The organism is Psychrobacillus sp. NEAU-3TGS (assembly GCF_029955155.1).
Taxonomy (GTDB): domain Bacteria; phylum Bacillota; class Bacilli; order Bacillales_A; family Planococcaceae; genus Psychrobacillus.
Genome location: NZ_JAPNOZ010000005.1, coordinates 136,786 through 143,447 on the forward strand (window position 1 = coordinate 136,786; position 6,662 = coordinate 143,447).

Here is a 6,662-nt window from a genome sequence, read left to right on the forward strand (position 1 = left end):
GAGACTTCTCGCCTCTTATCTTTCAGAAAGTTTCCTTTCTGATGGAATTAGCACCGTGCCTTAAGAGATCTTCATCTCGGCGCAAAAAGCGCCCCGTCTCACAACGGTATTACGGTCGGTTGCTGGGCTTCATCGGGCCATTACCCTCTGCCTGCTCTTGATAAGAGTGCTATTATTTTTCACGTAATGTTATTTGATTAGAATCCTAGCATACTCAAAAAAGAATTGTCAATTACCTTTTTAAATTTTATAAAAAATCTAAATACTGTATTGACATAATACCCGTTGCATGAAATAATCATTATTAATTTGACAATATAACGTAATTTTAATTGAATAATTTTTCTTATTTAGAGCAGGTGGAGGGACGAGCCCTATGATACCCGGCAACCGATTCAGTAATTGAACACGGTGCTAATTCTTGCAGTCAGTTGACTGAGAAATAAGAAGTTGTTAACTACTTAACCTCTTCTTATTTGAAGAGGTTTTTTATATTATTGGGCAATTTATATTAAAGGAGATTGAAATTATGAGTGGAGTAACTTCTGTTTATCAATTATACGGAAAGCCTGGATCATTCGAAAAAAAAGCAGAAGGCATCGCTTTAGGTCTAACGATTGGTTCATGGACCGATTTACCTTTACTGGAACAAGAGCAATTAAAACAGCATAAAGGGAATGTTGTTTCGATTAAGGAATATGAAAATATACAACACCCAATCAAATTAGATCAAATAAAAGCAGAGATAAAGATAGAATATCCTAGTGTCAACTTTTCACCAGATTTACCTGCCATACTAACAACTGTTTTTGGCAAATTATCATTAGACGGTGAAGTGAAACTATTAGACTTAGAATTTTCACCAGAGCTATTAGCAAATTTTCCAGGACCGAGGTTTGGTATTGAGCAAATAAGAAACGTATTAAATGTACATAATCGACCGCTCATCATGAGCATTTTCAAAGGAGTCATTGGAAGGGACATCGATTATTTAGCAGAACAGCTTCGACATCAAGCACTTGGAGGGGTAGATCTAGTAAAAGACGATGAGATCCTTTTCGACAATCCATTAACCCCTTTTGAAAAACGAATTACAACTGCCAAGGAAGTATTGCGTCAAGTGTATGAAGAAACTGGACATCGTACGCTTTATGCAGTGAATTTATCAGGACGAACATCTGGTTTACGAGAAAAGGCTAAAATGGCGAAAGAACTCGGTGCAGATGCTTTACTATTCAATGTCCATGCATACGGGCTGGATGTTCTTCAAGAACTAGCTGAAGACGATGATATCCAACTACCATTAATGGCACATCCCGCATATAGCGGGGCATTCACTTCTTCTCCATTTTATGGTGTGGCAACATCCCTTTTACTTGGCAAATTAACACGGTATGCGGGAGCAGATTTTTCGTTATTTCCTTCTCCGTACGGAAGTGTTGCACTTGAGAAAAAGGCAGCTCTTTCTCTAGGTGAAGAATTAACGAAAGCAAGTGCTGTAAAACGAACTTTCCCAGTTCCTTCTGCTGGCATACATCCAAGCTTAGTACCTCTATTAATGCAGGACTTTGGAGTTGATAGCATTATTAATGCTGGGGGCGGGGTACATGGTCATCCTGCTGGTGCAATTGGCGGAGGGCGTGCCTTCAGACAAGCGGTGGAAGCGGTGCTTGCAGGAATTCCACTTACAGAAGCAGCAAAGCAGCATGTTGAACTCAAATCAGCAATCGAATTATGGGGGTAAACACAATGAAAAAATTAGTCATCTTTTGCGATTTTGATGGTACTATCACAACTCAAGATAATATCATCTCGATTATGAAGAAATTTGCTCCCCCTGAATATTTACCGATCAAAGAAAATATTTTGGCACAGAAACAATCGATCCGTGAAGGAGTAGCTCAAATGTTTGCACTACTACCTACTTCATTGAAAGATCAAATTGTTTCATATTTACTTGAGCATGCACAAATACGCGAAGGCTTTGCTGAATTCATTTCTTATACAAAACAACATAATATCCCACTTTATATTGTGAGTGGTGGAATTGACTTTTTTGTGAATCCGATGCTGGAGACATTCGGGCCATTTTCCGAAGTTTACTGTAACGAATCGGATTTTTCTGGGGATGTAATACAGATTAAATTCCCATATGGTTGCGATGATCAATGTACCAACCAGGGCTGTGGTTGTTGCAAGCCATCCATTATTCGCAAACTGCAAGACACTGATGCATTAAGCATTGTAATTGGAGATTCTATCACCGATTTAGAAGCTGCAAAATTAGCGGACATCGTCATTGCACGAGATTTCCTTATTAAAAAATGCGAAGAACTTCATATTCCATTTGAGCCGTTTGAAAGCTTTCATGACGTTATTAACATAATAGATGCAAAGTTAGGGGTAGAAATATGATCGCACTCCAAAGCAAATGGAAAGAGTTAGCAGACATTAAAGACGAACTAGCAGCAAGAGACTGGTTCATGGGCACTAGCGGAAACCTAGCGATAAAAGTGAGCGACCAGCCACTACACTTTTTAGTAACAGCTAGTGGGAAAGATAAAAAGAAACGGACCATGGAAGACTTCTTACTCGTAAATGCGAGTGCTGATCCTGTGGAAGAAACTGATTTAAAACCATCTGCAGAAACATTACTGCATTGTGCTATATACAACAAAACCTCAGCTGGCTGTAGTCTTCATATTCATACAGTAGCAAATAATGTAATTTCAGAGATATACGGTGACGATGGCAAAATAGATTTTCAAGGTCAGGAGCTTATTAAAGCGTTTGGTTTATGGGAAGAGGATGCATTACTTTCTATCCCTATAATCCCAAACCATGCGCATATTCCAAGCCTAGCGGAAGAATTTAGTTCCCATATCCATGCCGATAAAGGAGCTGTATTAATCCGAAATCATGGTATTACGGTTTGGGGTAAAGACGGTTTTGAAGCAAAGAAACTATTAGAAGCCTGTGAGTTTTTATTTCAGTATCAAGTAGCATTACTTAAAATAAAATCAAAATAAGAGAGGAAGATTGAAATGGCTATTATTAAAATTCAAGGAACAAATGAAACAATTGAAGCGCAAAACGAGGTTGCGGCATTTTTAGAAAGCCAAGAAGTTGTTTATGAACATTGGGATATTGAAAAGCTACCTGTGCATCTTCGTGAGAAATTTGAACTTACTGATGCAGAAAAAGAGGATATTCTACAAGCTTTTCAAGCAGAAATTGATGATATTTCGGCACGTCGAGGCTACCAAGCATCCGATATCATTTCCTTATCCGATTCTAACCCTAACTTAGATGAGCTACTGAAAAACTTTGAACGCAAACATATTCATACAGACGATGAAGTTCGTTATATTGTAAGTGGTCATGGTGTGTTTATCATCCAAGGGAAGGATGAGCGTTTCTTTGAAGTTCATTTATCACCAGGGGATCTAATTTCTGTTCCTGAAAATATTACACATTACTTTACACTTGCAGAAGACCGTAAAGTAGTTGCAGTTCGAATTTTCGTGACAACGGAAGGCTGGGTACCAGTTTACCAAGATGAAGTTGCACAAAGCTAAATGAAAAGACTCCTAAATTGCAGTAACAGCAATTTAGGAGTCTTTTCATTATTAAACTGGTTATTCACCTAAGTACATTAATAAGAGTCAACAAATTATTAGGAAAAAATGCAGAAGTTACTGGATTAGCCCTCATTAAACTATACAATATAGTCCTAATAATTTTATACTTTTACAATCAAGTTGTATAATGTATTTAATTCACTTAGTTTAATTCATGCTTCTAAATGTTTATTAGGTAAACAAGGAGTACTTTTATTTACAAATCCATTGGAAAGAGTATAATGTGAAGATGACGTGAGTCTATACTACTCACTAGAGTATCTATTTTGATTGAATGAATTATACTAAAACATAAGCAAACTTCACTTTGTTTGAGAAGATGGGGTGGTAAAACCAAATGACACATGAACCAGAATTGACACTTGTCGAACATTTAACTGAATTACGCAAAAGACTTATCATTGTAGCAACAACATTTATCCTTTCACTTGCACTAGGGTTTTGGCTTGCACCTAAGACATTAACTTTTATAAAACAACAACCGACAGCTGCCCATGTTGAATGGAACGTATTTGGTTATACAGATGGCCTTATGATCTATGTTAAATGTGCTCTAATTTTAGCTATATTAATTACTTTACCAATTGCAATGTATCAAATCTGGTTATTCGTAAAGCCAGGTTTATTAGAAAAAGAAGCAAAAGGAACAATTTACTTTATACCAGTCTCATTCTTTTTGTTTTTAGCAGGGATTAGTTTTAGTTATTTTATCCTTTTTCCACTTATGTTGAACTTTATGTCGAATATTAACGATTCAATCGGTGCATTAGAAACTTATGGAATGCAGCAATATTTCACGTTTATGTTTAACTTAATCATTCCGGTGGGTATTGTATTTGAATTACCAGTAATTATTTTGTTTTTAACTAAGCTAGGAATCATAACTCCGGATCGATTAAGAAAGATGAGAAAGGTTTCTTACTTTATACTAGTAGTAGTTGGAGTTTCTATCACACCTCCAGACTTTATTTCTGATTTTATCATCGTTGTTCCATTACTATTACTATTTGAAATAAGTATTCTCGTTTCAAGCTGGTCTTATAAAAAACAGCTAGCAAAACAAGCTCTTGAGGAAGAAAGCTTAGAAAACTAATCTATTATTACGAGGAGGAACATCCAATGCCAAACATCGGTGTACCAGGATTAATCATCATTTTAATCATTGCTTTAATCGTATTCGGACCTTCGAAATTACCTCAATTAGGTAGAGCAGTTGGACAAACCTTAAAAGAATTTAAAAATTCTACGAAAGATATCGTGGATGATGTAACAGAAGAATTCAAACTAGATGACAAAGAAGTAGACCTTAAAAAGAAAAACTAATACGTAAAGCCAGCTATCCTCTTGAATAGCTGGCTTTACTTTTTTTATAAATTATTAAAAAATACGCGAATTACATCTGCGCCGCCTATAAAAGTACCGATAGATCCAACAAGATTTGTTAAAACAACGACCAATAAAATTCGAGTCACTTTGTTCCTCCAAAAACCTTTGACCGTAAAAACATCTTCCGCTAGTGTCTCAAAGTCGCCCACATTCGGACGACGGAAATATGCTTGAACAATACCTGAAACCCAGCCAGACGCTATTAGAGGGTGTAATGTGGTGATTGGAGCTACGATGAAAGCCGATAAGATTGCGAGCGGATGCCCGAGTGCAACCGCAGCTCCAATAGCAGCAAAACTTCCAGTCCACAGAATCCAGCTTAACGCTTGATCAAAGCCAGCAGTCGGATTTGCTATAAAAGTATAGACGACTAAAGCAACGAGTAGAGCTGGTATTGCCCAACCTAAAATCTTCGGAACAATTGACTTTGGAGGGATTTCTGTAAGTTTTTCTAAATCATGTTCCTTGTGAATCTCTTTCGTAATACCAGGAACATGCGCCGCACCTAAAACGGCTACTACCTTCTTGCCTGGTGCATCTTTAATTTTTTGTGCAAGATATTGATCTCTTTCGTCAATTAATGGAGTTTTTAGCTTTGGAAAAGACTCAGTAAATTCAGCAAGCACTGCATTTAGTGTGTCTTGCGTTTTCATCTTTTCTAGTTCTTCCTCCGAAATAGTTTCCTTACTAAAAATACTAAAGATTACTCCGTTAAGCAGTTTTGCTTTTCCCATAAATCCGAGATTATGCCAAATGCGAGAAAAGGTAATTTGAATATTTCGGTCTGCAAGCACTAGCTCTGCTCCATTTTCTTTCGCTGATTCAATCCCTTGAATCATTTCCTGTCCAGGCTTTATCTCAAATTGCTTGGCTAAACGATTTTGGAAAGAAGATATTGCTAAATTCATCAAAAGCAATGTAGCTTTCTTTTCTTTGATAACTTTAAAAATATCTGTATCTTTCCATTTGCTTCCTTCCATCACGGATTGATATCGCTGTTCGTCTAGCTCTATGCATACTGAATCTGGTTTTTCTGCCTCAATTACTTCTTTTACTTGCTCTGCACTTTGTCTTGATACGTGCGCGGTTCCGATTAATATTAATTCTTTCCCATCTAAATTTATACGAGTAATATTCTCTTCTCTCACAAGTTTCTTCCTTCTTTGAGCATATTTCTTTTGTACAAATGCATCACAAAAGACTGTCTATTATTAATAATGAAGTAGATTAGGGGAAATTTCAATTATGTTTTATTAATTTGCTTAATAAAAATCTAGGTAGTTCTATAGTTGTATATTGAGATACCTCATTGTATAGGGAAACTGCGCGGTAGTGAGTTGAATGAAGTGGACGCTTGGATTTCCGCTACAGGGTGGACGCTTTCCGCGGGTACGGCTTCAATCTCCTCGGAGCTCTCGCTCCTGCGGGGCTTTCAGCTCGTACTGTTCCCGCTGGAGTCGCCACCCCTTCTCTACAATCCAATAGAGTCTGCTAATTACTAAGAAATGATCCACTAAATCTAGTACTATATTGTTTTTCTATAGGAAAAACCTATGATTAATGGAAAAAGACTTACTTTATAGGGATTATTAGTAGGTTTTATTGATTGGAGTGCAAGGCGACGACTCCTGTGGG

At 37.0% G+C, this 6,662-nt stretch carries 7 protein-coding genes and 2 riboswitches; of the genes, 6 read left to right on the forward strand and 1 reads right to left on the reverse strand.

What is annotated here, in order from left to right:
• Positions 1 to 12: 12 nt before the first annotated feature.
• A riboswitch (SAM riboswitch) is annotated at positions 13 to 167 on the reverse strand.
• Positions 168 to 343: 176 nt separating this feature from the next.
• Positions 344 to 449: riboswitch (SAM riboswitch) on the forward strand.
• 80 nt (positions 450 to 529) lie between these two features.
• The 6 genes from mtnW to tatA all read left to right on the forward strand — a co-directional run bounded on the left by mtnW (position 530) and on the right by tatA (position 4,964).
• Positions 530 to 1,744 carry a 2,3-diketo-5-methylthiopentyl-1-phosphate enolase gene (mtnW, locus tag OR571_RS04415; protein WP_282241638.1) on the forward strand — a complete coding sequence of 405 codons (1,215 nt, stop codon included), beginning with the start codon at positions 530 to 532 and terminating at the stop codon, positions 1,742 to 1,744.
• A 5-nt stretch (positions 1,745 to 1,749) separates the two neighbouring features.
• On the forward strand, positions 1,750 to 2,415 hold the full coding sequence (locus OR571_RS04420) for a 2-hydroxy-3-keto-5-methylthiopentenyl-1-phosphate phosphatase (protein WP_282241639.1): 666 nt from the start codon (positions 1,750 to 1,752) through the stop codon (positions 2,413 to 2,415).
• A complete protein-coding gene (locus tag OR571_RS04425; RefSeq protein ID WP_282241640.1) occupies positions 2,412 to 3,029 on the forward strand; it encodes a methylthioribulose 1-phosphate dehydratase in 618 nt (205 codons plus the stop codon). Before OR571_RS04420 ends, OR571_RS04425 begins: the two co-directional genes overlap by 4 nt.
• Positions 3,030 to 3,044: 15 nt before the next feature.
• Positions 3,045 to 3,578, forward strand: coding sequence for a 1,2-dihydroxy-3-keto-5-methylthiopentene dioxygenase (locus OR571_RS04430; protein WP_282241641.1), 534 nt, complete (start codon positions 3,045 to 3,047; stop codon positions 3,576 to 3,578).
• Between the two features lie 400 nt (positions 3,579 to 3,978).
• The gene (tatC, locus tag OR571_RS04435; protein WP_282241642.1) at positions 3,979 to 4,734 is read left to right on the forward strand and encodes a twin-arginine translocase subunit TatC; all 756 of its coding nucleotides are present in this window, start codon (positions 3,979 to 3,981) and stop codon (positions 4,732 to 4,734) included.
• Between the two features lie 26 nt (positions 4,735 to 4,760).
• Entirely contained in the window at positions 4,761 to 4,964 is a 204-nt protein-coding gene (gene tatA, locus OR571_RS04440; protein ID WP_282241643.1) for a twin-arginine translocase TatA/TatE family subunit, read from the forward strand.
• A gap of 44 nt (positions 4,965 to 5,008) precedes the next feature.
• Here the strand turns inward: tatA and OR571_RS04445 are convergent, their stop codons facing one another.
• Positions 5,009 to 6,175 carry a TraB/GumN family protein gene (locus OR571_RS04445; protein ID WP_282241644.1) on the reverse strand — a complete coding sequence of 389 codons (1,167 nt, stop codon included), beginning with the start codon at positions 6,173 to 6,175 and terminating at the stop codon, positions 5,009 to 5,011.
• Positions 6,176 to 6,662 lie beyond the last annotated feature (487 nt).